Raw genomic sequence first — 25,778 nt, 5'->3', positions numbered from 1 at the left:
CCTACTTTTGGATTAATCCCATAAAGAATTTTTCTTTTGCTGGTGAATCTATTACTCTTACTGGTTTTATTTGATTAGGCGAAGTTCCCTTCATAACTTGTAAATCTCTCCAAAGTGCATTTGTTTGTGGCTGAAGCAAAAGAACTTTTGCAGGAGCCAATTCATTGGATAATCTTGTATATTTATATGCCGGATTAGTTTCACCAAGCTTCTCGTCCATTATCTTTGCAAATTCCTCACATCTACTAGAGCTAATTTCCTCTGTAGGTTCCAGTAAGAATACGTATCTTCCTACTTCTTCTGATGTGTCTGGATATACACTATAATCAGTTATGTCAATACCTGTATCCTCAGTAAACATTTTTACAGCAGCTGCCAAAGCTTCTGTATTAGTTTTTTCACTAGCAAGGTTTACTAATTGATTTTTCCTGTATACAAACTGAACTAAAGGTGATTCTCCATAATATCCCAATACTCGAACCACATCATAGATTCTATAACGATATAGTCCCGAAAGATTTGTTAGGATAATCTCATAATCCTTCCCTACTTCCAGTTCGTCTATATTATAAGTTTTCGAAAAGTCATCAATTTCAGCAGGAACAAATTCATAAAAACCACTTTGAGGTATAAGTAAGAACTCTGTCCTATTTAGTCCTGGGCAACATGCGAATATAGATTCTGATGCAGCATAAAGTAAGTGGTCATGTGGTATATTCTTTCCCGCGTATTTTTCCATTGTTTGTGTGTATGGCGCAAAAGTACCCGTTCCAATTCCACCAGTCCAGGCAAGCTTAGGCCATATTCTTGGAATAATTGGAGTGTCAAATCCTTTCTCAAATTCTTCTCGCAATTTTGCTGCTCTCTTAGGATTTGGTTTTAATTGTTTTTCAAGTTTTTCTCTTAATTGAATAGACATCGAAATTTCAGAATTAATGTGCCCTGTTTTGATATCTTCAACTAGCATTTCCCAATTATTTGTTAAATAAACCATTATATCTACAAGGGCTGTTGTAAATGCTCCATTCAAAAAAGACAGATTTTCATATGATAAGGCAAATAGGAGTTTTAAATATTTCTGATCCAAGTCCTCTTCTGGAAAAACCACCTCATTTGGAGTAGTCTGAATATATTTCATTAATGGTCTCACATGGGCCAAAGCTGTTGAAGATATAGCACCTTTAGGTACCCCTATATCTGTTTTTCTTTCTATAATCTCTACAAGATTTAAACATTTGTAATAAGGAAATTTCTTTCCATGTTCCTTAAGATATCTTCCCGCCAAGGCAAAGCTTCTAGAACATCCAACTTCACTGTAAAGGTCTATAACCTCTTGAACTACTGGAATAAATTTCGGTACTCCAACAGACCCTGAGCTCTGGGCATAGTGAACTACCTTTCTTCCGGTCAATACATTTTCCTCACCATTTTTAACCATGCGTTCGATGTAAGGCGCATAATCATCATATTCCGTTACCGGTACGTACCTTTTATAATCTTCGATAGATTTAATTTCTGAAAAATGATACTTTTTTCCATATTCGCTATCTTTCGAATCATTAAGCAATTCCATTAAAAGATTGCGACTATATTCGTTTGCATTCATGCTAGCCTTTTCAATCTCTGAAAAAGCTTTCTCTCCTTTTTTTCGCATTATAAAAAGTATTATTTTTGTAATTATTTCCATTTTTGTCCCCACTTACTTTTCCTTTTTCTTAAGATCTTCATATACAAATGGTTCCAACAAATACCTTCTTCTATCGAGATTATTTCTTATTTCTGAAGAAGATAATCCATCCATCCTTGCTCCTATTACCAGCTTGACATTTCCCCCTATCAATCTCCAAAAAGGTTTAAATTTTTTATAATCATCTCCTGCATAATAATGAGTAATTGTCTCACCAGCTTGTTCATGAAGCATATTAATTCCATTTCTCACCGTTGCTAATGAGTATTGTTTCCCCTTTACATTATTAGAAACCGCCTCATGAATAACCACTTTGTCCCATCCAATATCCTTATATTTCTCTTTCATGCGGTTGAACCAACCAATTTTAGTTTCCCTGTCAACCAAATCTACCCCATCATTAATCCTTACGAATATATGTACCCGAGTAGCTCCCATATCAAGCATACTTTGTATAGCCATTGTATGCCCCACATGTGGAGGATTAAAGCTTCCACCAAACGCAAATATCATTTTTTCATTCATAGATTCTTTCTCCATATTTGATTCTTTTTTAGTTAATTATTGCACATATTTTTCTTAATATCTTTTTTTTCAAAATACTTTCACAATCATTTCATTTTTTCGAACAAAAAAAATCCACTTGACTGCTTATTGCAAATCAAGTGGATTTATTAAGTCTATTTTTCCTTAGATTTCCTCGCTGCCCTTCAGCTCTTTGATACGCGCAAGGATTTGTTTTTCATTAAATGTGAAGAAGATGCAAGCACCAATGAAGCAAGTAACAAATGCAATTCCTGCTGTCATACGATAGCTAGCCTTTGTCTGAGCAACTGTAACAGAAGTAAATACTACCATCGCAATTGCCTGCCCCATTTTGAATGCAAAAGTACGTGCTGCAAAGAACATACCACTTCTGTCTTCACCAGTTTCAAGACGTGTAAGCTCTGCTACATCGGCAACACATGCCTGTGGAAGAATTCCAAGGATTGCCATTGGGATAGATGCTGCAACAGCAATAATGAAGCCCCACTGTAATCCCTTGCCACAGAATGTTGTTACAAAGAATACACATGCGTATGCAAAGAATCCAATGATAATAAGCTGCTTCTTTCCAATTTTCTTAGCTAAGATGTTTACTGCTGGATAGAGGCAAACGCTGATGAATGTCATTGTTGCAGTAAGGACAAAGGTCCATGTATCTTCAATTTCCATAAGCTGTGTTTCATAAAACGCAAGACCTGTCTGGAACAATGTAAGAGCAAAGAAATAAATAACATCGCTATATACAAAGTGTCTAAACTGAACATTCGAAAATGTCTTAACAAGTGATGAGAATGGCTTTGTCTCGCTTGGCTTGCTATCAATGTAATCTCGCTCATTGATATAAAAAGCTGGAATAAGCATTGCTACACAAGCTATTGCCGCCATAATTGCAACCGACATTCTGATTGAGCCAGCCTGTCCAAAGCTTCCTTCCAAGGCACCTGCAACATTTGGAAGCAAAAATGAAATAGACTGACCAACAATAAATGTAAATGAAATGTATGTTGATACGTTTATACGATGCTGCTGTGTATCACCTAATTCTGCAATAAGTGCATTGTATGGTGTACAGAACATTGTCATGAAAAGATAGAACACCATCAAAAGTACGAAAAGTACCACATCGTTAACAGCTATATTGCTTGTTTGTGGAAGCACAAATAATCCAATAGTACAAAGTGAAAATGGCACTGCCATTGCTCTCATAAATGGTATTCGTCTTCCGCCTTTATAGTTTGCTCCATCTGACCATCCTGCAATAAGAGGATCTGTGATGGCATCAAAAATACGACCACATGCTAGCACGAGTCCAAACAATGTTAATTTGAAAAAAATAGGATTTTGAGTAATTCCTGATGCAAATAGACCAGTATTGGGATTTTGCTCACTAGGTGTGCCTGTGTAGTAGTAAACCATCCAGTTGGATACTACACCTGATAGAAGGCTCCAACCGAATTGCCCCAATGCAAAGATCCATAAGAGTTTGTTAGTAATAGGTTTGAGTTGTTTCATTATTCAATTATCCCCCTTTAAATTTATACCCAACTGAAATTATAAACCTATTTGGACCTTTGCACAAACTCAAATCCAAGCATAGTAAGATCGTCAAATTGATCCGCCTCTCCTTTAAATCTATCAACGCTTTCTGATATAGCTCTTAAAGTATGCTCCATCGTAGCAGTCTGATTTTCATTTAGTATATCTAGCATACGATTGATACCATACTGCTCTTCTTGTTCATTTGTGGCCTCTGGCACGCCATCCGTATATACGAATAATTTATCCCCTGGCTCCAGTTGAATCTCATATGGTTTTGCCTTTAATCCTGGCATAGCGGCAAGTGGCAGGCTATGCTTGTCCTTTATAAGTTCATACGAACCATCTTTATGTTTGATTGCAGGATATTCGTGTCCTGCATTTGAGCATTGCATTACCCCTGTGGACAAATCCAATATTCCTATCCAAGCTGTCACGAACATTTCAGCCTCATTCCCCTCATATAATGCATCATTTGTTTTAACTAGTATCTCCTCTGGTGAGCCTCCTGCTTCAGCAAAACTTCTAATTGCAGTTTTACTTTGCATCATAAATAGTGCCGCAGGTATACCTTTTCCAGAAACATCCGCTATAACAAATACCATTTTTGTTCTATCTACAAAAAAGAAATCATAAAAGTCTCCGCCAACCTCTTTTGCTGGTTTCATGGATGCAAATATACTAAATTCATCCCTATCCGGGAAATCAAACACTCTCGGTAATGCTGATGCCTGAATAGTCTTTGCTAATATTAATTCCTGCTCTATTCTCTTTTCAGCTGCTTCAATGTAGCCTTTTAAAACAACAACAGTTTGATTAATGTCGTCTGATAATGAAGCAAATTCTGAAGATGATCTTACATCAACCACTTCATTAAGGTTTCCATTTGTAATTTTTCCCAAAGACTTATTTATCAAATGGATGTTATTAACTACTATCTGATTAACCAAGTAGGCTATCAGTACATAAAGTACTGTAAAAAGAAGAATATCTGAAAAAGCTATTTCATAGGCTTCTGCATCTCTATACCAATAAACTTCCTCCTCGCTCATGGCAACAACTAGAATTTTTGTTTCATCTATTTTATTTGCATAAATATAGGATTTTATTCCCCAAAATACGCCAGGGGAAACTTTTCCAAGATTATCCAAAATATTATCGTATTCATTTTCTGGTAAAAACTGGCTAAAGTTTTTTCCACGCAATACTCCACGATTAGAATCAATTATTCCATATAAAACTGTACTATCAGCCCCTAAATTGTCCTCATTTAAAAAGTAATTATGCTTTATCGTCATATAATTACCTTGCAGTGTTGATTCACAATTTTGATATGCTGATTGTGTTTGAATGATATAAGATATAATAAAACTGCCTAAAATTACAATGGAAGTGATTGCAAATAGCCATCTCTGAAATTTTTGAGATATTGATTCATTTTCAGCATCAATTTTTTTAATAGGATTTTTCCATTCTCCGGTAAGAATCTGTAATGATATGGAAGAGATTGCAAGCCCCAATCCCGTAAAGACTATCATAGGTATAGAGCAGGTTTTTACGACAAGAAAAGCCATTCTCATGTCATTTCTATGTGTTATGAACACCACATACATATGGAAGACTTCCATAACTGAGCCCATAAAAAATGCATAAAATGGTGATGGCTTTTTCCACTTAAACATTTTTATTTTCATGCCCATAGCAACAAAGCCTGCCAAACATGTTGACAAGCTACAAGCTATTCTTGTGTATGAACTGACTCCAAAATATGTACCTGCAATATATCTTTCTATGCCGCCAATTAAACCGGCAGTTATACCAGCAGATGGTGAAAAAAAAAGCCCAGCAGCAAGAGGCCCAATATCCCTGACATTAATAATCATATTGGAATATGAGACCCCAAAATGAGTAGATAGAACCGAGCTTATTCCATATGCTATACCAATAATAATTTTTTTAGAAGTTGTTATTTCTTTTTCTTTAGTCCAATACCATATTGCAATTGTTAATAATACATAAAGCAATGTGGAACCAGACATTTTAATAATCATGCTTAGCATTTTGATTTTCACTCAATTGTAAGAATATCTGAAAAACCAGTTACATCAAATATTTCCATTACTTCCTCTGATACATTGGTAATCGTCATTTTACCTTGCTTGTTCATTGTCTTCTGTGAAGAAAGAAGCACTCTAAGGCCAGCACTAGAAATATACTCTAACTTAGAAAAATCAAACTTTAAGTCTGTGATTCCCGCAATATTTCCATTAATTTCCTCCTCAAGCTGTGGAGCTGTAGAAGTATCCAGTCTTCCCTCCAATGCTAACATCAAATTTGCATCATCTTTTGTCTTGTTAATATTTAGCATAATTACGCCTCCTTCATCTTATAAACAATTATATTTCAATTCAAAGTTTCTTCACTAATGTAAGTATGTTTTTCCCATCACGATGTTCATATACCACATCATCCATACTTTGCTTAACCATGTATATTCCCAAACCACCTATGTCTCTTTCTTCTGCCGATAAGGTAATGTCTGGATCAGCTTTTTCTAATGGATTATATGGAATCCCTTTATCCTCGAATGTCATCAGAACCTGTTCACTAGAAACATCTATAGAAAGCTTCATAGGACCAGTGCCTGTATTGGGAATGACGTTTCCATCAGCATCCGTTTTGGAATAAGCATAATGAGCAATATTTACATAAATCTCCTCCAATGCAATAGTAATCTGCATCGAAGACTTCATGTCTACCTCATTATTTTCTAATTCCTCTTCCACAAATGCTGTAACTTTATCAAAATTTTCTATTGTTGCTTCGCATTCAAATACCTTCATACCGCATCTCCTCGCAGCAGCTATCCTACATTATTTTCTCACAACTTGTCTGAAATTAGCAATTGTTCCCCCGTATTTTCACACATATTTCATACAAAGCATAGTTATGTCGTCAAACTGCTCTGTATCCTTTACGAAACCATCAATATGTTTTTTTACAGTTCCAAGAATATCTTCTGGCGAGCCATCCTTATTAGAATTCAAAGCTTCTAACAATCGTTCTTCGCCAAATAATTGTTCTTCAATATTTGTTGCTTCAGTAACTCCATCCGTATATACGAATATAATATCTCCATGATCTAGTTGGAATTCATGTTCCCTAAATTTGATGCCTTCCATTGTTGCCACAGCTGGAGAATGCTTGTATGTAACCAGTTCAAAGTCTCCGTCTGCTTTTTTTAGTACAGGATGTTCGTGACCTGCGTTTGCCGCAACACCTTTTCCTGTAGCCAAATCTATAACTGCAAGCCAAACAGTAACAAACAACTCTGCCTTATTACCTTCGCAAAGCTGCTCGTTCACATTAATAAGCGCTTGTGCTGGACTATCTCCAGCCTGAACTCTGTTTTTGATAAGAGTCCTTGACACCATCATAAACAAAGCTGCCGGAATTCCTTTGCCTGATACATCCGCCATAACAAGAGCAATGTGATTATCATCTACCATAAAGAAATCATAAAAATCTCCGCCCACTTCTTTTGCAGGTGTCATTGATGCAAACAAATCAAATTCCTCCCTCTCTGGTAAGTAAGGAAATATCTTTGGTAGACTGTTCACCTGAATATCTGAAGCAAGGGATAAATCTCTATCGGCCACAGCCTTCTGTCGGCCTTGAGCAACATTTAGCACGCAGTACATCAAAAGAACTGTCAGCATGATGGTAGCTGGTGTAGGTGATAAACCATATATTCCTATAGTAACCACGCCCATTGATAAAGGCGCCACCACATAAATGGCAAATGTGGCAATCTGATAACGCTCCAGTTGTTTTCTTTCCAGAATTACTGATATTAGTGCAGAAAGTGCTGTAAAGAAAGCATATACCATTGAAATAACATACGTTGAACTTCTATGATATATTCCCATTTCGTCGACGGTAAAATATACACCGTTAAATAGGTTTATTACACGCATGCCAATTGCAATATACAATCCAAAGCGTGCCACATATCCAAGTTTTTTAACGATTCCTTTGTTGACCTTTAAGTAAGTCATTGTATAAAGCCAAAAGAAATATGCCTCCATAGGACCGCACATATAATATAAAGTATTGTCCAAAATGTTCAGTGTTCTAAGTTCTGGAACCCCGTCTAAAAGCCATGCGCATGCGTCCGCAAAAAGTCCTATGTATGCTACATTCAGCAGTGATAGTAAATGCTTCAGGTTGCTTCCGGATTTTTGTACATCAATAATGCAGCTTATAAAAAGCACGTACCCCATAAACATTCCAACAACATCAACACCGATGTTTATTAGATAAATATCTACGATATTTTCTAGTCCTCTGAAATGAGCCAACACCCCTACCAACACAATCAGTGCAATATAAAATATAGAAGCTATAAATGCTTCTCTTTGTTTTCTTTTTGACATTCCATAACTCATCTAAAGGCCCCCTACTCTATATCTCTGCTTGCAGTAATAATTCTTTGGACAGAAACAATCGGCAGAACCGGTTCCAAAAAGCTATTTGAAAAATTTTTATATATATCGTTTGCAGCAGCTATATAAAACTCACCGTCAGGCTCTATATTCATAAAAACATTCCCAAGACACATATACAAAAGCCCAGGCATATCTTCCTCATGACCTTTTGCACTTCTCATAGCAGATAAATACAAGCTTCCATCAGTAATCTCTGATATTATTGCGTAGCTTTGAATCCCACCATCTTCATCTACTGTAACAAAAGACAATTCCTCTTTAGGACACAAAACATCGAATAGTTTGCGATTTTCATTGGAAATCTTGGTCAAACACCTAGCCTGATTCTTTGCCATAATAGAAACAGCGCCTTCACGCATTGCTACAGAATAAGGTCCATCTCTCAAGAGACTACCGAGAGTAAATGCATCAATTCTATATACTAATGTTTCTTCATCCAAGAATTTAAATCCTACATCACCGAATATTTGCTCAGTAATACTGTCAGTTTCAGCATCTGTAAATCTACATTCGATATTTTTATATCCATTTTCCTTACCCAGCTTAAGCAGAACATTAATCAACTCAAACAAAACTTCTTTTCCATCTAAGGAATCACTAAGACGAATACTTCGTATCATATATTTGGGCTTGTCCTTATGAATAATCACTGCTCCCTTTGGAATTCCTTCACTTTCAATCCCAATGCCGATATTATTTGATATACCACATTCATCATAGTCAAAGATGTAGTCTTTATACTTGGACATATTTTTTTTATCTATCAGTGAATAATTATATTTATGTGACATATCTCATCCTATTCATTATGCAAGTGAATGCTTTAATATTCCACGGAAATTGCCTTTAACGCCCATAATTCCCATTAATTTATTACCATCCACCTTATCTAAGTTGTTTTCATTAAATACACCATTATTAAATAATGTCTTTGCAATCTTTGCACCTATCTTCTTTTCAGCACCCGTGGATGCCTCTTTCATAAACGCTTCTGTATCTAAAGACATAAATATTCTTGCAAGATCTGTAAGATAATCTATTGATACTATTCCTGCCTCGCGTCTAAGGACATCATTTAATACACTTGTAGGAGCATATCTCAACATTTGACCCATCATCTTATCAATGTTAGCTCTAACACCTAACCTGTCACGAACAAGCTGTGTTGTTGTAGAAGCTAATGTCATTAACACTGACCAAGTAGCATCAATAGCTAAGAATATAGGATGTTTTTTTGCCTGTGGTATAAATGCTTTGATGAAATTTAATATTGTCTTTCCCGCATTTGATATCATAGATGGTATCTTCATTGCTCGGTCATCCCTATTCTTTCTCTTAGCGCACGAGAGGCCATATTGAAGTTGTGAGTTACTATGAAGTACATCCAAAAATTCTTCATCCTCTTGTTCCTTCACATCTTTATTCTCAAGTGCAGAAAATTCTTTCTCTGTCTTGCGAATTCTGCCAATCTGTTTGCTGGTTCTATATATTTCAATTCCATCCTGGACAGTAGACATGCCTGATTTGCACATTGCAAAAATACTTTTGAGTTGCTTTTCTCCAGCAAAACTACTCACAGTAGATGCCGTGCCCATCATGATACCTGATGCAGAAACCATAAAATCATAGTAGTTTTTGTTGAGATTATCCAAGAATTCTTTTGGATTATAATCTGGTTCCTTTTTCTGTCGCCTTTCAATTTCCTTTAATGAATTCTTATAATATTTTTTTGTAGTCTTTATCAATTTGACGGTGTTTCTTACCATTGTAAAGCCCAGCGATATAGCATTGTTCCTATCATCACTAGTATGTTTTGTTGATTCTTTACCATCTTCGTCTATCTCAGTATACTCTTCATCCATAAGATCGCTTATAGCAAAGACACCTGCTTCTGATATTGCTCCCATATCAATAGCACTATTAAGCATAGATGTATACTTCCTTGCTATGTTAAGCTGACGAAAAGTATCTGGAGAAAGACTTCCCATACCATCTGCTATATCAATATATGCTGAAAACACATCACTTATGATACCTGTTATAGTACCATCTGTTAATTTTTGCTTGAATGTGGCTCCATATCCTCTCTGGTCTTTAATATTCTCTGTATACTGTTTCCAGCTTGTTGGCATTAGGGCTTCAAAAAAATTAAGTGGATCAAAATGCGAACGGTTAGCATTAAGCTCATCTATAAGTGCAATTCTCATAAGCATTCCCTGTTCGCTTCGCCCATATGCAAGTGCCCGATTAAATCTAGAGTCAAACACACCTCCTACCTTTTTTTCAAAATTTGTCGTAAGGTGATTCTTACAAATGTTCTTGGCCATATTCCAATAATCTGTGATTTCATTTTCAGAAAGAAGTAATAATGATAAATCAATAAGAGCCTTTGTATCGTCTTTTATCGCATCTAATATTTTACCGACACGAGTGTTTTTATCACTAATTTCATCTACAACTCCCTTGTTGTAAGCATACTCCTGTCTCAATACATCAAAGGCTACCTTTGTTTTCACAGCAGTTGAAAGTGACTTCTTTTCTTTCTTATTGTCTCCTATAAGTTTCTTCTCCCATATATCCATGGTAGAATCTGGAAGCTTATGCTCCTTATCCTTATTTTGAGGATCAAATAATTTTGACTCATACTCTTTGCTGAATATCCTATTTTTTACTTTATCCGCATTAGTCTCAAGCTGAATCCTTTCATTTTTCCTAATGGTTTCCTTGCTTACTTTGCCTTCTTCAATCTGTTCAAAAAACTCAGCTACATCCATAGTGTGATCTATCGTTTCATCGTCCCAATCCGGAAGGCCTTTTTTGCTCATAATCTCCTTCGCGAAAGATGCAATAAGCTGTTTTTGGATTTTTTTCCCACCTGCTGCTTCTGATGCTCCATATCCCATAGCATACTGAATGGTTCTTGAATTGATATGCTGGAACATATTTCCTTTAAGCACCATTCTTCTCACATATTCTTTAATACGAGCATCTTTTTTGGAATATCCACTTGTTAAATTGGCATCGTCAAGTCCATTAATTTCGTTAAAATTTGTAGACAGAAATTCACCATCTAGGAATACACCATTCAAGGTTTTCCTTTCTTCTTTAGAACCTCTTTTTTGTTCAGCCTGAACTATTTCAAGATTATCTTCTGAATTGATAAATCTGCCTTGTGAATCTTTTTCATCAGTTTGAAGTTTTAAACGATCAACATCATATCCAATTTTTTGAAATGCATTTTTATTTTCTATAAGAGCAGTCGGATGATTCTTATCGCTAAATTGTCTTCTGGCTTCATATCCATAAGAAAAATCTCCACTTATCTTATATCTCTTTCTGAGCCCACTCTCATCCTGTTCGCCCATAAGAGTTATCTTTTTATGTGATTTAATAAAATCTGCTTCATCAATATTTCTTGCCTTCTTGTCCTTAACATCTACTTTGACATTAAGATAAGGATTATCTGAAAGTTTTGAAAGGGTATCTTCGAGTTTTTCCATATCAAACTCGCCAACATATTCCTTAACATCCTTAAGAGGCCCTGCGGTATCCCTTCCATTCCTATTAAGCACTCTAAATTGTGCAGCTGCACGATCAAATTCTGTATAATAACGACGATATGTCTCTTTTTCATATCTCTGTCTAATTCTAGCCCATTCTTTACCTTTTTCCCGTAAAATAAGCTTTTGCTCATTAATTATCTTTTCCTGCTTAAGCTGCTCATCTGCTATACTGTCTCTTTCCATTTTTTTGCCTATAGCACGGAACAGTGAAAACATATTCTTATGATGGGTAACTTTTTTATTTTCAGCAGCCTGTGCCTTCAAGGTATCAAGATATTCCAGGTCACGAACCTTCTGATCAAAATCTGCTGCCGTTGTTTTTTCAGCTTCGTCTATTCCCTCCTGAGCATCCTTTATGATTGAAGCTTTCTGATTTAGTAGCATATTATCTATTTTCAGTTCAGCGCTTTCAGCATTCAAATTTGACTGCTTACTTTGCTCGGCGTACATTTTGGCATCAAGAAGTTTTCTTTGTCTTGTAGCTTCCTTGGTTTTAATAAGTGCTTCTTGCATCTTAATTCGAAGAGCCTGATGTTCATTTTGCATACGAATAGCATCTTGACTAGATTTGTCATTGACACTCTGCATTCGCTCTTTCAAATTCCGTCGCACATCCTGCATGACACTCTCACGAGTTTCATTATTTATAATTTTATCCTTAAGCGCACTCTCACCGTCAGCTATATAAGATTTAAATTGTGATGAGTAAATACTTTCGTCAGCTTTGCTCATCTTTTCTTTGCTCACATATGAATGTTTGAATTGCATATTAACTTCTTTACACATATCTGCACCTCTACCTGTACATGCCGGGTTAAATGAAAATATTATTCATTTTTATCATCGGAATCCTCGTCATTCTCCTCAATGTCGTCTAAGTTAAGCCCTGCTTTTTTGACCATGTTCTCAAATTCATCTTCGAATATCTTAAGTCTCTCCTCCAGATTGTTTATATCTGACATTTCATCAAGATACTCCATGTAATCTCCGATTGTCATTGCTCCAGGATTAACAATAGTAAACATTAAAAAGTCCATAAATAAATCCATCTGCTCATACAAACATCCCAAGTAGTATCGAATATTGTCATATTCTGCTTCGATTTGATTTAAATTGACTGGCATACGGTATGACAAATATATCTGCTCAAGAGGGTCATAATATGCAAAGGTTCCAAAACCCGGAAATGCACCAGCACTTACCACATGATTTAATCCGTTTAAAGCGATAAGCAAATCCGCCAACGATTCTTCCGGAACATTTTCAGCGAAAGTTGTATGAAAATGTAACACTCCATATGGCGCTTCCTCTCTAAGGCCACCTTCAAGCATCACATCAACAATTGCTGCTGCATCAGTAACCCCCAGATGATTTACTCGTGAACGAAGCACTCCATCATTTTCAAGGACTTCCCCAAACAATTCCCTCATCATTTTCTTTAATTCTTTGCTTAACATACCTATTTGATTAGTTGTTTCGTTTTTCTTTGCCATATTAATCTTCTCCTCGCATTATACTTCTAAACTATAAGATACTTTCATCCCCATTTTTTATTAGGTAGATAAACTTCTTCATTATAATATGCCTTTACATCATCTAATCCCGCTTGTTCGTGATCAATCAAAGCAACTACCCCATCGTGAATAGCAGCTTTATCTGCATCATCCGGTATATCCTTAGCTGTTTTTGATATATTTCCATCTTTATCTAAACCGAGATTTTTATAATTCTTTAAAATACCACTGTATTCTTCTTTTGTTGGTCTTTCTACCCAAGTGAGCTCAATTACTCCATTTAAATTTTTTTGTATTATTTCATCATATGAACTTACTTGCATTGAACCACCATTAAGAGAATTTGCCAGAGTAATTTTGTTCGCATCTGCCGCTACGATTACCCTGTAATGATCTCCTGTAAGAATTGCCATTGGCTGTTTTTTTGCTAATGCTTCTCTAATTTTTGATTTGAATACCATAGTTGTGTTATGAAGTCCATTATTATCAGCATTTACTGCATCATCTTTAGCACATTTCGCTAGATTCAATGAGACATGTTTTAATGCAATATCATCTCCGAGGGTTTGCTTAAAATAATCTGCCAGCGAAAAAATATTTCCCTGATTACTTAGATTACCATCCTCACTTTTATTTTTTGTAGTAAACTGTTCTACCTCATATTTATAGTTTGCATACTGTTCTTCAGTTTCATCTTCTTTCTGGTCTCTAAATTTAGGTACATATCGGCGAAGGTTCTTTTGCGTAACATTACCGCCGTTGTAGTTAATAAGTGCAGCACCAGCAACTGACCAACAATCATAACTTCTATCCTGAGCTTCATATTTGTATCCTTTAAAAGGTTCCTTAGATTTAGTACTCTTAGCATTTGATTTCAGGTCATAGCTATATTTATCTGTAAAATTTTCACGGCGCATATGTACGTTTAATCTATTAGCGGCCTCCTCCAATCCTAAAACAAGATTACGAATCGTCTCACTAGGAAGATTTTCTCTTATTTCAGGTATTCGTCTTTCTTTATTCCAATTTTCTTCTGCCGCAGGTGAAGAAAGATGTGGCAGAACCCATCCATATTCCTCTCCCCAATAATTAATAATCATTTCTCTGTATTTCATAAGTTCACTACTTGTGAGTTTCTTAACATCTTTTGCTCTTTCTGTAATGATATTAATCTCGCTTGAATCAGCTAAAGAATATGTTACTAGTGAATTAAATAAAACTTCCACATCTTCCGCGCCTTTAAACACCTCCTCCAAAGGTTTTGAAAACAGTTGTCTTTCTTCTTCTATTACAGTTTTGTATGGATTTTCAATAACTCTTGTATTATCAGCCTTTTTATTTTCAGCGGACTTCTGCTGATCAATCTGTTCCTCCTGAACTTTCTGTTCTTCTTCCTGTACCTTTTGCTGAACTTTCTGTTCTTCCTGTACTTTCTGCACTTCTTCTTGAACTTTCTGTTCTTCTTGAACTTTCTGTTCTTCTTCCTCCGCTTTCTGCTGTTCTTCTACTATCTCCTCTTTTTGTATGATTTCTATATCTTCCTCTAAGTTCTCCTCTGAGTTTTCCTCTATTTTTTCTTTTGATTTTGTTTCATCACTTTGAACTTCTTCATCTTCTTCATCTTCTTCGTCATATGTAGGCTTATACTTAGATGCTCCTTCTTGGGTAGCGCCATCCACTTTGTAATCATAGTCAGCTCCATCTTCGCCAATCATATCCATATCCGCTTGCATTCTATCCAAAATATCCTGATCGTATATATACTTGCCCTTATAATTAGTTAAAAAACCATTGGCTTCTTCGTACGAATTAAGGTGTCCATTAAAAAGTCTATACAGCTCATGTTGATAATGTTTGAATGAATGTAAACCTGGAAACGAAATATGTCGATTCATTTGTTTCCCCGACAATTTTTGTATACCTCGTACACCTTCATTAATTGCCCAAACTGGCAAAACCAGCCCTTTTAATATCAATCTAATCGGATTTTCTATAACAAATCTCATAGCGCCCAAAATTTTTGAACTCGCCATTTTAGGTATAGAATATCCATAAGTCTCAACCATAGCGCGGCGTTCGGTATAAATGTATTTTTCCTGTTCCTGCTTTTCATTCAAGCGTTCCAATTTTAGATTAGCTTCTTCACGTAATTCCTTTACCTGTTCAAGTCTTTCCAGTCCACGCCCCTTTTTTAACAAAGTAAACTTGAATCGTGTATAACTATCACATGCCTTTATAATATTTTTTAGTGCCTCTTCTTTATTGCTTCCATCAGCATAATAAGCCTTAATTGCATTTCGAATCTTTCTCATTTTGGCGCTATCCCCTTCTTGAAACATAGCCCCTTCCTTTGAAAATTCGATATAATTTTCACCTGCTTCTAAATCATAAGGCCTTAAATTCTGTTGATTAACTTCCTCCGCTTTTATAATTTTAGGCATTTCAATATTTAATGAGGCAGAAGTAGATTTATTTTTCTGCTCAGTGTTCAGTGAAATATCCTTATTTAATTTTTCATTAGCTTCCTTTTGTTCAGACTTATTCGTTTCTATAAGAGTCCAATTGTCTTCAATATTTTTTACTTCATAAAATTCATCACTCATTGCCCTTCTCCTTAACTCTTTCCCACAATTCCTCTGTAACATCTTCATCATCACTTGGGGCTGAAAGCATTGCTTCTATTCCAAATCGAACCTTAAGATTGTTAAACATATGATCAAACAAGTCCTCAGCCTCATAGCTTCTGATGAAAGCCTGAACCAAAACATTATCTTTATAAAGTTTTTCACCTGCTAAATAAGCAAATGCTATCATCGATAATAAGTTTTTTGCACTATTCTTGCTAACACTCCACAGTAGTTCTCCTCTAATAGATTTATCAGGATTCTTGTGGAATAATAACAACCCTTCTATCCCATTCTTTCCTTCTATATAGCAACTAATATTATTTTCAAAATAATTTTTTTTAAGCATAATTAGTTCTTTAGCGTTAGGATCATTAATTTGTCTTAAAGTATGTTTAAGAGTCCTTTCATCCAATTCAGATAAAGGCTTTGACTTGTTATTTTTCTTTTCTAATACTTTTAGTTTTTTCATATCCCCAAGTAAACAACGAAATTCAGGAAGATAGCCTAACGTAAATTGAAAACGCCATTCTGTAAGGAAATCTCCAATGATTTCATTCATATCATTCCAATACCCCACAGACACAGCAACTGCATTATTCATATATGCTATGTGCATTAGCTCAGCCATCATAGCATTGCCTATTCCCTTTTCACGAAATTCTTTTCTTACAAAAAAATGTTCTATTCTTAGTATAGGTGCTCTATCGAGAGGAGCTTCATCCCAATAAAACACAGCAGCACCTGCACCAAATAATTCACTACCAACACGTCTTACTAATGCAATTCCTTGCATTCTTTCAAAAGAAATATCTTCTAAAAGATTAGCTGGCACCAAATTGACAAATGCTTTTCCATTATCCTTTGTGATAGAAGAAACTAAAGGTCCCTCTAATTTTTCAAATTCCTTGCGAAGGTTAATTCCAGCGCTTATACGCGCCTTTCCTAATGTACTAAAGGGGTTAACCCTTCTTCCCAATCGATAGCAAGTATCCATTGCATTAGTGTATACGTCTTCTAATGCTTCAGGCTTATGTACTCCTTTTTTATAAACATCTCTAACAATTTCAATAAAATGTTTTTCTTCTTCCAGTTCCTTAAGCTCTATATCATCACTTTTCAGAACTTCATTAAAATCATATTCAGCATCAATTTTTTCATCAAGCTGTTGCATTTCGTCTGATTCAAAATCAAAATTTAATAATTTTTCTACATCAATTACATTGTTTTTACTCATGCAATCACCTATACCCTCTTCTGTCTCATGTCGTTAGACTATTCCAAAAAAGTGCGAATACAATTACTAGCCTCAGGGCTAATTATCATCTTATTCTTTTCAAGTTCTCTTAGCGCTGCCTTCATGATATGACTCATGCCTATTTCCTTTTTATCTCGTGCTGCTAAGTATGCACTGGAAACAGCAATGTTTTTTATCAACGCACCTGAAATATCAAAAATGTTAGCCAGTAATCCAAAATCAATGTCTTTTCTCAACGGTGCTTCTTCTGGAAATACTCCCTTCCATATTTCAAGTCTTATGGCTTCGTCCGGATTTTTAAAAATCATATGGTATTTAAAACGTCGCATAAAAGCGCTGTCAATACGTCCCATATCATTTGTACAAAGTATTGAAATACCTTTATATTCCTCTATGCACTGCAGCAACAAGGCTGATTCTATATTTGCAAAACGCTCGTTTGCGCCCTGCGCATCCATTCTTTTGTTAAAAATAGCATCGGCCTCATCAAAAAATAAAATGCAGGACATCTTACTTGCGCTGGCAAAAATAGATTTGATATTTTTTTCAGTTTCGCCTACATATTTATCCATAAGCTGAGATAAATCTATTCGATATATCTCCATTCCAAGCTCGTTTGCTAGAACCCCTGCAGCCATAGTTTTTCCTGTTCCGGGAGGTCCAGAAAATACAATAGATATTCCCTCTCCATATGGAAGCTTCTTCTTGAAGTTCCATTCATAATGAACCTTATAACGGCAAAGGATACTATCACGAATATCCTTTAGGTATTCCATATTTGTATCTCCTAGCTTTATGTCATCTATGGTCATAGTTGAAACTATACGGCTTGCTTTATCAGATAATGAATGACCTATTTGACTGTAGCAGGCTTGGTATAAACCTTTTTTAGTGATAATCCTATTTGTGCCACAGGCCTCATCCAAAGCCTTTTCCATCTTTCCTGGAGTAATAACAAAGGTACTTGCCAAAACACTTAAATCTAAAGCCTCTTCAACTTCACAATCAGAAAAATCTTCATTCAAAAATTTTTCCCACAGTTTTTGCCTGTTCCCCTCGTCATATTTACCTACTTCAATACGTGGAAATACACTTTTTTCTGGCTCTTCTTCTGTATCCATCAAAAAAAATATATTTGGAATAATCCACTCGCATGTTTCTTTAAAGGATAAAATAAAATCTGACTCATCAGATACATTCTCCATTCCACAGATTGCTAGAACGCTATTGTAGAAAAACGCTTCTCTTTCGGCATAGCATATTGCTTTATATAAACTATGATTTTGATTTTCCTTTGGGATAAAAAAATAGACAATTGATTTATTTTTTGAGGATGCTGCTGCTAAAAGACTTACCTTTTTACCACCACCACTTTGCCCCCAAAGCATGGCTCTTTTATTAGCCCCATCCATAAAGTCCTGTTCTTGTGATATGATGTCCTCCATAAAAAGCAGGGAGGGTTCTTCCTGGGTTAACACTCTGTCAGTGAATGGTGGTACATAAGCATCGCTCCCAATTAAATAATCCACCAATCTCATATCAGCTTCTATAGGTGCATTCAACAAATCAACACTGTCATAGTATTCAGGAAGAATAAGTTCCAATAAGTCTTTTATGGAAAGATAATTAGCAAATTTGCTAGTCTCATATGAACAATCATTGTCTTTTGACCATAAAAGTTCCATATAATCCGATAATGTAGGATCTTCCTTTCCAAAAACCTCATTACACTTAGCTTTATATGATATGTTGAGTTTTCTTTTTACCAAAATACCCAAAAATTTTCTCAAAAAATCTTTGGCAGTATCCTCCGATGCATCTTTTATAATACTTTCCAACCTAGGTAAAATCTCTATCTCATTATTCATCTCTATACGATCAAGAATCACGCTATAGTACGATTGAGATTTACATTCATCCCCAGCATGTTCTCTTTCGTTAAGTATCTCTTCTAGATATAAATCAAGATATATAAACAAATCATTTAAATATTCATTATCATCATTGTATATGAGATTAGACTTATTCATGAAAAACTCCCCTTTTTCTATCTAGCCTAAAAAAGCATAAGAAATTGTTCCAAAGATAAACTACCATCTGCAAGCTGAAGTAGAACTTGAACATATCGTTCTGGAAGCTGTATAGCATGAGATGACGCCAAATTCATAAGTTTAACGGAACTTTCTATATCAATGTCATTACTCAGAATTTCTGATACTTTAAAAGCCAGAATATCGCCTGTTTTATTCAATACAAAACTTCCTACAGGCATATAAAAATTAAGCTTTGAAATTGCCTCTGTTACAACCGGGATATATTTAGGGTCTATATCGTTTGCTAATGTCATAACGGCAGTGAAATAATACATATCCTTGCTAGCGCCTGATGGCATAAAATAGTACTCGCCAATAATCCCTTCTTCAACCTCGCCATAATATGGATGAAAGGTCCGAATCATATCCGTGTTGGATTGAGGCACAGCATTTTCAAAGTATTCCGGCTCCATATGTGCTTCTTCCATATCAGCTAACAAAAGTTTCAATAATTGTCTTTCTCTTTTAGTTTTTTCTTCCATCATTATCTCCTATTGTAATTTTACCATTATCATATTGACTGTAATTTGTGGGAACCCATTAGCTTCAGCTCTTCCAGGAAATTGTGGTTTGAATCCCAACGCCTTCAGGCGTGGAACATACTCACTTTTCACATATTGATAATTAGCCGATTTCAAATCGTCCCTTGTTAAAAGTGTAGAACGGTCATTTTTGAAAAATGTTTTGTAATACAACAATTCTGCCATTTTTCGCACAGCGTAGAAATAACCTTGGTCTAAAGAAAACAGGTTCAGTTTTGCTAGAATCATGTGTCTAAGCTCTTTCAATACAGCCTTCTTTTCATTTATAAACGTTTGCTTCTGCTTCTCAGGAGCCACACTTATCAATTGATTATAAGCATCATAAACACCAAAGAAATTATATACCGTTTCCTTCTTTCCCTTATGGCTATCCCACATATTCCACAAGGTTCCTATTACTTTAACACCTGTACCTACTAGGGATAATATCATACCTACAGGAGATAACGGTCCCATAACTGTAACCGTATTTCCTGCAAAAGCTATACCGCTGCCTACCATATCAAACATAGCAGTTTTTCGCTTTCGCCTGTTGTTCGCAGAAAGCATTTTATCAAGTACATCCTCGCGTCGGTCATTCTCTGATAGCTTTTTTCTACCTGAAAGCTCCCTTCTTTTCTTCTTTGCTGCTTCTACGTCTTTCAAGTATCCTGCAGCAATACTTGTATCATCATAGCGATTGTAAGCTTCAATAAATGATATGCCTTCAGTAACCATTCCTATTCCTGCAACAACAGTAGTACCTGTAATATACGAACTAAGTTTTTCTGTCGTGTTATTCAAAGTCATTCCAGCTTTTTCAACATGTTGAATGATTTTAGAAAGTCCTGCAGCGCCCATATAGAGACCTTCAGCTGTAGTCCTTGCAACCTTTAATCCTTGAGCTGTATTTTCTGCGAAAGTCTGTACATCTTTTGTATTAAGCAGACTTCTCAACGAATAATACGCAGAAACGAGTTTGGAAACTGCTCCTAGTGTTCCAAATGCGCCACCAGCTATGTTAAGGTTTTCAGCAGGTATGGTGCCAATACTTATAAAATTATGGGCCGAAGGTAATGCAGCCAAACCATTTCCTAAAAGGCTGCCCGATCCCATAGCAATATATCCAGTTATTGATGATTTCTTATCTTCTGAAGTACTATCAGCACATTTGTAGATTATTTCAATAAGTTCATCTTTATTAGGCAGTTCTTTATTTATGGCCACAATCTTATTTAACTTATCTTGCAGTAATTGTTCTTTATTCTTTATAGTATTTTCATTCTCATTATATTCTTCTGTGTCCTTAACTAAATCATCCCTTTTTGTAATAAGAGCTTGATACTCCTTAAGCATGTCATCAAACTCTTCAATTAGTATTTTTCGCTCACTTCCTTTTCTTCCTATATCTATTAGCTTCTTTTTAGCTTCTTCTCTATCACTTTCTTTGAATTCTTTTTTAGCTGCTGTTTGGGCTTGTCCTTTAGCTTCTCCTTCAGCTTCTTCCTTGACTTCTTCTTTAAGTTCATCGTTAACTTTTTCTTCGGCATCATTTTTTATGATATTTTCATCAACCACCTCGCTGCCTTTTAAAGCTGTCAAATAAAAAGCATTTTGCTCTGCTAGTTGAGCAGCAGTTCCAAGTTTTTCCCAATATATCTCATTACCCTGAACACGTTTCCAGAACTTCCACCTAGTGGCTATCATACGGTCTTTAAAATTTTCAAGATTAGGCACATAAGACTGGGAAGCATTTACGTCCTCAGGTTGTACAGTTGTTCCATTAGTTTTCCTATTTTCTACCAAATAGTAAATTAGCAGCTTCTCACGCTCGCTTTTGCTCATGATCTGATCAACATTGTAGTGTTTATCATAAGATGTATAGCTGTAATCTGACTGAAAATTTCCATGTTTAGCCCATTGCGCTACAGAAAGTCCAATATTCTTTATCCAATCAATTCTGCCTTGCCTGAAAGAATTTCTATACATCCATTTTGCTATTTCTCTAAGTCCATTTTTCTGAGCACTAGTAAGCCCCTGATCGTTATTTTCCTCGTCTTTGTCGTCTACATTTTCAGGTTCAAATTGTCCGCCAACCATCTCAACTTTTTCTTTTACAATTGATTTAACACTATCATCCTCTTCAATTTTCTCATCTTTATAATGATAAAATGCATCTACCAGCAAGCTAGTTTCTATGGACTCATCCCTCTTGCTAGATGGCATTTCCAAATAAGATCTTATGGTATCAGCATATATTTCAACGAGAGCATGCATAAATCTATCGATGTCCGCACCAGTTGTATATGCTCCATCCACATCATCCTTGCGCAGTGTTCTCATACGCATATATGCATTTGCCGCCTTAGCCATTTCTTTATTTATTTTTTTGTGTTCTTTTTGGATTTCAAGTGTATTTTTCGCCATTTATTAACCACCCTACCCCAATATTCACATATCTGTTGTGTCCACAGATTTTTCCCTCACCTCTGTACTATCTGTATGGAATAATGCCTGTCTATCAAAAACACTTTGCTTGTTATTTATTGCATATGCCTCCGCCATTGCATGAAAAACATCAGTATTTTCAGCATTAATAGAAACAAGATTAGGTCTTGTCATATAAAGCTCATTCACCTGTTCTCCATCATCACGTTTCCACTCACCTGATTTATTTTTTTCAGCATTAGCTTTTGCATCATCAATGACTTGTTTAAGGTATGCTTCCCAATTAGCGCTTTCATACATAGCAATACTCCTACTAATGGATGATAATATGTCCATCCAACCTGTCTTTATCATCTAAGTTCGCAGTCTTTTCATCATACATCCAAGCATTCATATCAAGATACGTGTAACCATCCATATCAGACTTCTTCTCAAGATAAACGATGTTTAAATTTGCCCGGACTGGAATAAATTGCTTCAGTAAATACATAATCTGCATACGCTTGTCTTCTGATACAAAATTTTCAACGAACATGACAATGTCAAATGGTGAATTACCATATACATTTTTTTCAACATCCTGATTATCCATCATGGCCTGTTCAACAATAATCGGCTTTTCACCAAGGACAATCTCGCATATTTTTTCAAGAGCAGCCCTGGTGCCCTTCATTCTATTAAGGTAATACAGATTTTTCACCAAGTCTCTTAACTGACTATCGCTCAAAAAACTTCCTTCAACATTTACACCCATCCAGCTAGCAAAAACAGGCAAGAGCTCCACCGGTGTTGTATCAATATCTAAAAGTTTTGGTGCAGCTTCAAGCTGTTCCTGAAAGTCATTGTAAATACTTGAAAAAATAGATAAATAATTTTTCAAGAAATCATTGTTCTGCAGATATACCTCTGGCAACGTTTGGAAAAAGTTATCACCCGGTAGAAACATTCGCATATTTGATATACTGCACTCATCAGTTCCAAGTAACTCCAGATATATAAAACAATATCTACCAACTACGTCAAAAAGGATGGCATCATTTGTAGCAAGATACATTTTATCTTCCATATTGATAAATGTCTTAGCCTTTTCCTCCAACGAAACATTTTCATCTAAAAAGAATTCACTCCATGTAGCAGTCTCATTAATATATTTACTGTCTGTGGCAAACACATGAACTCTAAAAAGCACTTCTTCACTTTTTTCTATCTCCATAGACAAACGTCCCCAAGGTGTTTCGGTATCACCACTGTCAAGAGCGTCAAAAAAGATTCCATGCTCATAGGAATCATTATTTAGTTTGATTGTCTCACCATCCAAGGTAACTCCATAGCGGGCTGCCTTTTCGAGACGGCTCTTTTTAAATGCGTAGTTTCTTAAATATGCCATATCTATTCCTCAATATTAGTTTCTATATCAACAAACAATTCGCCTGGTATAAGTATTGCATTTTTGTTTGGAACAATATCCATTCCATTTAACTTGGCGTGTGTTCTATCTCTTGGAGTGATACTAAAATCATAAACAAAATCAACACAATCCAATTGCTCCAGTTCGTGGAACAAATCGTGGAATGAAAGAATATCACCAAAGTTTTGTGGTCCTTCCACATAATCCAATGTCTTGTTTAGAAATTCCTTTATTTCTCCAGCGCAATTTTTGTAGTTCTTTTTTACATAGATGGTACCATGCACATCCACTGGAACATACACAGGCTGTACTAAGGAAACCTTAGTTGTAAGCATTCGTCTTTCCTGTAAATATTCAGTGATAACTGTTGAATACAGCTTTGAAATACCTTGGTTCTTCTTGTCAGAATATGGCATCAGACTTACATATATATCATTACTATTATCATCCTTGTAAGCATGAACCTTTTTAATGCAAAGCTCTGGAATTTGTTTTACAAGCTTCTCGTAATCGCTTTCTCTTACAAGTGTATATGGTTGCCTTAAATCTCCTAAGAAGCGATTACAAAGTTCCTTGATTGTTTCTCCTGCTCTACCACCTTCTCCTGGGGCAGGATTCGTAAATACGATATCGCTGTCATAGCCTTCGGGAGTAAATATCTTACCCGGCAGGATATTTCCTTTTTCTCCCTGTGTAATGGCGCAACCACAAACATATATATTAGAATTGATATAATTGCCTGCATCGTGAACAACAATATGTCCACTATTTTCATCCAGACTATAATTTAACGCTCCGTCCCCTGTTCTATCAGGCTTCACAAAACTATATGATAAGCTGTGATCTGGCTCCTCTGTTTCTACCAAAAGAGAGAACGATTCCTTTACTATATTTTCAACTATAATATCAAATTCCTGATCATCGAAACCATACAATTCGCCTATACGATAATTGCGCATCATTTTCTCGCTGTAGACCACGATTTTAATGGAATCATTTCCTGCTGCAACAGAGACGGGAAATCTAAATATAAATCTTCCATACCCCACGTGCTCAACATCGAAAAATCGAGTTCCTCTTTTTACTTCACCTGCATTGTACTGGTAATATTTGCCATCTTTTTCTTTACAATAAACTCTAAGATAGCCCTCTTCCAACAAATCCAAATATAGTGGTATTTCTTTACCTTTAGCAAATGTTAGGCAAGTACTTTCCGTGCTTTTCTGCCATACCTCAAACAGAAAACCATATATACCATTTAGCACTGGGACCACGTCATAATTAGATTCTTCCAAGATTCCTCTAATCACATAACCACTCGCACCATTATCAAAGCTATATTCCTTCATTTCGCCAGCATTTTGCTTTATTCTAAGCTCTCCGCTAGCTACCATTCCACCTGTATAATCATGAACCGTAATTGGAACAAAGCCTTTATCTGTATAAGCTTCCCATTTTATTTCCCCAAAAGTATTAACAAATTTTCTATCCTTTGCTGGATTGCGCCATTCATTATGGGCATGTCTAAGATAGAAGATAACCTCATCCCCTTGCTGGATTGGATTTTCCATACAAAGATATATTCCCATTCCTTCCTTTGCATCCTTGCCAAAAGGAAAGCGTTCAACAATCATATCTTCATAGAGAAGTAGTGATAAATCTTCTATCTCACCTGTATTTGATACGCTATAAACCCCTGTCAATTTGTTTCCACCGATGGCTACCTGACGATTACACTCATAGGAAAGGTCTCCCAAAGTGAAACGCTGATTAACAGGGATTAGAAATGGTTCGTCGGCATTAATTGTCTGAAGCAGAACTCTAGCGCACTTGTTGTTGAATCGCCTAAAGTTCATCATGTTAAGGAGCTTTTCTTCCACTTCAGGTGGTACTGATGCAATCTGTCTCTGCTGATTTAATTGGAAAGCAAAAAGGTTCTCCAGAATCGTAATTCCTGGATCTGAAGGATGAAAATTAGTCCATTCTTTACAATATAAAGGAATCTGCATTTTTGCTCGTTCCATGACATCTTCATAACTATCCAGTTTATCTTCCTGTGTAAAAATCATCCC

General features: G+C 35.8%; 18 protein-coding genes. All 18 read right to left on the bottom strand.

Going from position 1 to position 25,778, the window contains the following annotated elements; genetic code table 11:
* Nucleotide 1: 1 nt before the first annotated feature.
* Nucleotides 2-1,687 carry a GH3 auxin-responsive promoter family protein gene (locus E7274_RS05150; RefSeq protein WP_304174283.1) on the bottom strand — a complete coding sequence of 562 codons (1,686 nt, stop codon included), beginning with the start codon at nt 1,685-1,687 and terminating at the stop codon, nt 2-4.
* 12 nt (nt 1,688-1,699) lie between these two features.
* The gene (locus tag E7274_RS05145; protein WP_304174281.1) at nt 1,700-2,212 is read right to left on the bottom strand and encodes a hypothetical protein; all 513 of its coding nucleotides are present in this window, start codon (nt 2,210-2,212) and stop codon (nt 1,700-1,702) included.
* A 165-nt stretch (nt 2,213-2,377) separates the two neighbouring features.
* Nucleotides 2,378-3,745: an MFS transporter gene (locus E7274_RS05140; protein ID WP_304174280.1), complete on the bottom strand. Its 1,368-nt coding sequence runs from the start codon at nt 3,743-3,745 to the stop codon at nt 2,378-2,380.
* Nucleotides 3,746-3,792: 47 nt separating this feature from the next.
* Nucleotides 3,793-5,820, bottom strand: coding sequence for a SpoIIE family protein phosphatase (locus tag E7274_RS05135; RefSeq protein WP_304174278.1), 2,028 nt, complete (start codon nt 5,818-5,820; stop codon nt 3,793-3,795).
* 17 nt (nt 5,821-5,837) lie between these two features.
* On the bottom strand, nt 5,838-6,137 hold the full coding sequence (locus tag E7274_RS05130) for an STAS domain-containing protein (RefSeq protein ID WP_304174276.1): 300 nt from the start codon (nt 6,135-6,137) through the stop codon (nt 5,838-5,840).
* Nucleotides 6,138-6,177: 40 nt separating this feature from the next.
* Complete coding sequence (locus tag E7274_RS05125) at nt 6,178-6,612, bottom strand: ATP-binding protein (RefSeq protein ID WP_304174274.1); 435 nt, start codon at nt 6,610-6,612, stop codon at nt 6,178-6,180.
* Nucleotides 6,613-6,690: 78 nt separating this feature from the next.
* Nucleotides 6,691-8,217 (bottom strand): PP2C family protein-serine/threonine phosphatase, encoded by a 1,527-nt coding sequence (locus E7274_RS05120; protein WP_304174272.1) that lies wholly within the window; start codon nt 8,215-8,217, stop codon nt 6,691-6,693.
* 11 nt (nt 8,218-8,228) lie between these two features.
* Nucleotides 8,229-9,068: a hypothetical protein gene (locus tag E7274_RS05115; RefSeq protein ID WP_304174269.1), complete on the bottom strand. Its 840-nt coding sequence runs from the start codon at nt 9,066-9,068 to the stop codon at nt 8,229-8,231.
* A 15-nt stretch (nt 9,069-9,083) separates the two neighbouring features.
* A complete protein-coding gene (locus E7274_RS05110) occupies nt 9,084-12,626 on the bottom strand; it encodes a hypothetical protein (RefSeq protein WP_304174267.1) in 3,543 nt (1,180 codons plus the stop codon).
* 41 nt (nt 12,627-12,667) lie between these two features.
* Nucleotides 12,668-13,333 (bottom strand): hypothetical protein, encoded by a 666-nt coding sequence (locus tag E7274_RS05105; protein ID WP_304174265.1) that lies wholly within the window; start codon nt 13,331-13,333, stop codon nt 12,668-12,670.
* Between the two features lie 44 nt (nt 13,334-13,377).
* Nucleotides 13,378-15,957 carry a hypothetical protein gene (locus E7274_RS05100; protein WP_304174263.1) on the bottom strand — a complete coding sequence of 860 codons (2,580 nt, stop codon included), beginning with the start codon at nt 15,955-15,957 and terminating at the stop codon, nt 13,378-13,380.
* Entirely contained in the window at nt 15,950-17,215 is a 1,266-nt protein-coding gene (locus tag E7274_RS05095) for a GNAT family N-acetyltransferase (RefSeq protein ID WP_304174261.1), read from the bottom strand. The genes E7274_RS05100 and E7274_RS05095 overlap by 8 nt, the downstream gene beginning before the upstream one ends.
* A gap of 38 nt (nt 17,216-17,253) precedes the next feature.
* Nucleotides 17,254-19,266 (bottom strand): ATP-binding protein, encoded by a 2,013-nt coding sequence (locus E7274_RS05090; protein ID WP_304174259.1) that lies wholly within the window; start codon nt 19,264-19,266, stop codon nt 17,254-17,256.
* A gap of 26 nt (nt 19,267-19,292) precedes the next feature.
* Nucleotides 19,293-19,811, bottom strand: a complete 519-nt coding sequence (locus E7274_RS05085; RefSeq protein ID WP_304174257.1) for a hypothetical protein — start codon at nt 19,809-19,811, stop codon at nt 19,293-19,295.
* 9 nt (nt 19,812-19,820) lie between these two features.
* Entirely contained in the window at nt 19,821-22,277 is a 2,457-nt protein-coding gene (locus E7274_RS05080; protein WP_304174255.1) for a hypothetical protein, read from the bottom strand.
* 24 nt (nt 22,278-22,301) lie between these two features.
* A complete protein-coding gene (locus E7274_RS05075) occupies nt 22,302-22,598 on the bottom strand; it encodes a hypothetical protein (protein ID WP_304174253.1) in 297 nt (98 codons plus the stop codon).
* A 13-nt stretch (nt 22,599-22,611) separates the two neighbouring features.
* A complete protein-coding gene (locus E7274_RS05070) occupies nt 22,612-23,685 on the bottom strand; it encodes a phage tail protein (protein ID WP_304174250.1) in 1,074 nt (357 codons plus the stop codon).
* A gap of 2 nt (nt 23,686-23,687) precedes the next feature.
* Nucleotides 23,688-25,775 carry a baseplate J/gp47 family protein gene (locus E7274_RS05065; protein ID WP_304174248.1) on the bottom strand — a complete coding sequence of 696 codons (2,088 nt, stop codon included), beginning with the start codon at nt 25,773-25,775 and terminating at the stop codon, nt 23,688-23,690.
* Nucleotides 25,776-25,778: the final 3 nt, after the last annotated feature.

This window comes from Pseudobutyrivibrio ruminis (genome assembly GCF_015057245.1).
GTDB lineage: Bacteria > Bacillota > Clostridia > Lachnospirales > Lachnospiraceae > Pseudobutyrivibrio > Pseudobutyrivibrio ruminis_E.
Note: the sequence above shows the minus strand (reverse complement) of the source record. Positions and strands in the feature narration are given on the sequence as shown.

Coding starts and splice junctions, on each gene's coding strand:
- E7274_RS05070 (WP_304174250.1), bottom strand. CDS start 23,685: ATGGCATATTTAAGAAACTACGCATTTAAAAAGAGCCGTCTCGAAAAG.
- E7274_RS05110 (WP_304174267.1), bottom strand. CDS start 12,626: ATGTGTAAAGAAGTTAATATGCAATTCAAACATTCATATGTGAGCAAA.
- E7274_RS05125 (WP_304174274.1), bottom strand. CDS start 6,612: ATGAAGGTATTTGAATGCGAAGCAACAATAGAAAATTTTGATAAAGTT.
- E7274_RS05140 (WP_304174280.1), bottom strand. CDS start 3,745: ATGAAACAACTCAAACCTATTACTAACAAACTCTTATGGATCTTTGCA.
- E7274_RS05145 (WP_304174281.1), bottom strand. CDS start 2,212: ATGAATGAAAAAATGATATTTGCGTTTGGTGGAAGCTTTAATCCTCCA.
- E7274_RS05090 (WP_304174259.1), bottom strand. CDS start 19,266: ATGAATAAGTCTAATCTCATATACAATGATGATAATGAATATTTAAAT.
- E7274_RS05115 (WP_304174269.1), bottom strand. CDS start 9,068: ATGTCACATAAATATAATTATTCACTGATAGATAAAAAAAATATGTCC.
- E7274_RS05065 (WP_304174248.1), bottom strand. CDS start 25,775: ATGATTTTTACACAGGAAGATAAACTGGATAGTTATGAAGATGTCATG.
- E7274_RS05080 (WP_304174255.1), bottom strand. CDS start 22,277: ATGGCGAAAAATACACTTGAAATCCAAAAAGAACACAAAAAAATAAAT.
- E7274_RS05130 (WP_304174276.1), bottom strand. CDS start 6,137: ATGCTAAATATTAACAAGACAAAAGATGATGCAAATTTGATGTTAGCA.
- E7274_RS05135 (WP_304174278.1), bottom strand. CDS start 5,820: ATGATTATTAAAATGTCTGGTTCCACATTGCTTTATGTATTATTAACA.
- E7274_RS05075 (WP_304174253.1), bottom strand. CDS start 22,598: ATGTATGAAAGCGCTAATTGGGAAGCATACCTTAAACAAGTCATTGAT.
- E7274_RS05085 (WP_304174257.1), bottom strand. CDS start 19,811: ATGGAAGAAAAAACTAAAAGAGAAAGACAATTATTGAAACTTTTGTTA.
- E7274_RS05150 (WP_304174283.1), bottom strand. CDS start 1,687: ATGGAAATAATTACAAAAATAATACTTTTTATAATGCGAAAAAAAGGA.
- E7274_RS05105 (WP_304174265.1), bottom strand. CDS start 13,333: ATGGCAAAGAAAAACGAAACAACTAATCAAATAGGTATGTTAAGCAAA.
- E7274_RS05095 (WP_304174261.1), bottom strand. CDS start 17,215: ATGAGTAAAAACAATGTAATTGATGTAGAAAAATTATTAAATTTTGAT.
- E7274_RS05100 (WP_304174263.1), bottom strand. CDS start 15,957: ATGAGTGATGAATTTTATGAAGTAAAAAATATTGAAGACAATTGGACT.
- E7274_RS05120 (WP_304174272.1), bottom strand. CDS start 8,217: ATGAGTTATGGAATGTCAAAAAGAAAACAAAGAGAAGCATTTATAGCT.